Annotated in this window: 1 protein-coding gene; it reads left to right on the top strand. The window is 49.2% G+C overall.

Translation table 11 applies throughout. From position 1 onward, the window contains the following. Window positions 1–45 precede the first annotated feature (45 nt). The coding region (locus tag SB772_RS42055; RefSeq protein ID WP_410838780.1) for a hypothetical protein at window positions 46–264 on the top strand (219 nt) is incomplete at its 3' end.

The following is a 264-nucleotide window of genomic DNA, read 5'->3' as shown; positions in this document are numbered from 1 at the left end:
CATATAGAAACCAGCAGTATCTAGAGTGAAAACGAGGAATATCGCATGACAGACTATTCAGAACAGAACACTCAGCAACCCTACAACCGTGCGGACGAGCCGCCCACGACTGTGCGCCCTGTTATGCAACCTGACAATCCTTATGCCAGTACACGCGGCAGCATTACGAGTAAGCAGCTACCAGCATTCGATGAAGCAATCATCAATAAGTACAATCGCTCAGGGCCACGTTATACCTCTTATCCGACTGCTCTAGAGTTCGCG

It is taken from the genome of Paraburkholderia sp. SIMBA_030 (assembly GCF_046535245.1).
In the GTDB taxonomy this organism is placed as follows: Bacteria; Pseudomonadota; Gammaproteobacteria; order Burkholderiales; family Burkholderiaceae; genus Paraburkholderia.
This window is presented reverse-complemented; position numbering and strand designations above follow the sequence as displayed.